Here is a 1,477-nt window from a genome sequence, read left to right as displayed (position 1 = left end):
TCAAATACTAGAATCCCTGTGTCTTCCAAGTTCCGATCAAATTGGGAGTAGATCAAAGTGGCAGAACAGATGAACTATGTAGCATCAGAGCAAGCTAAAACCCATGAGGGGGCTATAGCTAATGTACAAATGTTCTGCATAAGTGACATGCTCCCTAATCGCAACCCGATCACATTCACAATTCTTAGGAAACAAAACTGATGGAACCCACTACTATTGTTACTGCACTAACTGCTGGTCTTGCTGCTGTTGGTAAAGGAACTGCTAGCCAAGCTGGACAAGATATATACCAAGGACTTAAGGGACTTTTGGCACTCATCAAAAAAAAGTTTACTGGGAACCAAGCAGCAGAGATGGTGCTTGCAGAATACGAGAACGACCCTAAAATTTGCGAGAAACTGCTTGAACGTAAACTGCTAGAAACTAATGCTAATCAGGACGAAGAAATTGTTCGTGCGGCTCAAAAGCTCATGAATATTATCAACTCACAACAAACAGCTATGGGCGGAGACAACGTATCTATTGGTAAAATTGGTAAAAATGTTGGTGGTTTTGTTATTGGTAAGAATGCTCAGATTAGGAACAGAGACATTAAGTAGGTAAACAAAATTAATTACACATTTTAAAAAGCTAAAAGCTTTGCAGGGTAAGGGTTACAGAGATTGGGAGTAGGTAATTAATTCTGTGTAGGTGCTTAATTAATCTCTGAGGGTGTGAAATGAGCCCTAAAAAGCTTACTTTATAAGGCTTTAATGCGCCAATGAGCTATGGATTGATACAATTGATACAGCGTTTTTTTGACCTAATGAGATACATTTTTTTACCTCTTTCCTATTACGATTTTACGGCTAAATGCTCCATGCTCCATCAAAGCAAAAATGTACCTTGTTAGCTTAAAAAAACGCTATACAGTAGCCAATTGACCCTCTTTTCATGTTCTGGAAACTCAAACCCTTATAACTACATCCAATGTCTGCCCAAAACAGCATGTATCTTTTGGGAAATGATAGGCTAAAATTATTACCCACTAAGGATTTAAGCTTGCATTTCCCCCCCAGCATTAATCTAGAAAGCAAATAGTTAAACAAAATTTGGCATGCATAACTCTAACGTATCTGTTGAGAAAAATGTTGGTGGCATTGTTGTTGGTGATAATACTCATGTGACGAACAACATCAATAAATATGATCAGGATTTTTTAGAGATTCCTCTTGAGAAATATGGCTTAGGTATTAGCCCAAGTCAACAGTTGATCGATGAAATGATTAATATTATTTGTCATCATCGAATGCTGATACTAGGTGGCATCGCAAAAACCCCCGTACGTGGACGGGCGTTGGCAAGGCTTGATATTCACCCTCTTCTAGAGCCGCTAAAAATCGAGAATTAATGCGGGTTTCTGATTCCACTTCAGCAAGGGATAAACCTCTAGCTTCGCGGGCTTCTCTCAGAATATGCCCTAGTTCGTTCATTTAGA

At 38.9% G+C, this 1,477-nt stretch carries 2 protein-coding genes; one reads left to right on the top strand and one right to left on the bottom strand.

Translation table 11 applies throughout. The features are described from left to right. Positions 1–200 precede the first annotated feature (200 nt). Positions 201–599, top strand: coding sequence for a Het-E N-terminal domain-containing protein (locus F6K63_RS36850; protein WP_287249018.1), 399 nt, complete (start codon positions 201–203; stop codon positions 597–599). 672 nt (positions 600–1,271) lie between these two features. On the opposite strand, the gene F6K63_RS37565 is transcribed toward F6K63_RS36850, so the two are convergent. Further along, the gene (locus tag F6K63_RS37565; protein ID WP_353813185.1) at positions 1,272–1,472 is read right to left on the bottom strand and encodes a helix-turn-helix domain-containing protein; all 201 of its coding nucleotides are present in this window, start codon (positions 1,470–1,472) and stop codon (positions 1,272–1,274) included. Between the last annotated feature and the right edge of the window lie 5 nt (positions 1,473–1,477).

Origin of the sequence: Moorena sp. SIO1G6, from assembly GCF_010672795.1 — a bacterium.
GTDB classification, from domain to species: Bacteria; Cyanobacteriota; Cyanobacteriia; order Cyanobacteriales; family Coleofasciculaceae; genus Moorena; species Moorena producens.
This window is presented reverse-complemented; position numbering and strand designations above follow the sequence as displayed.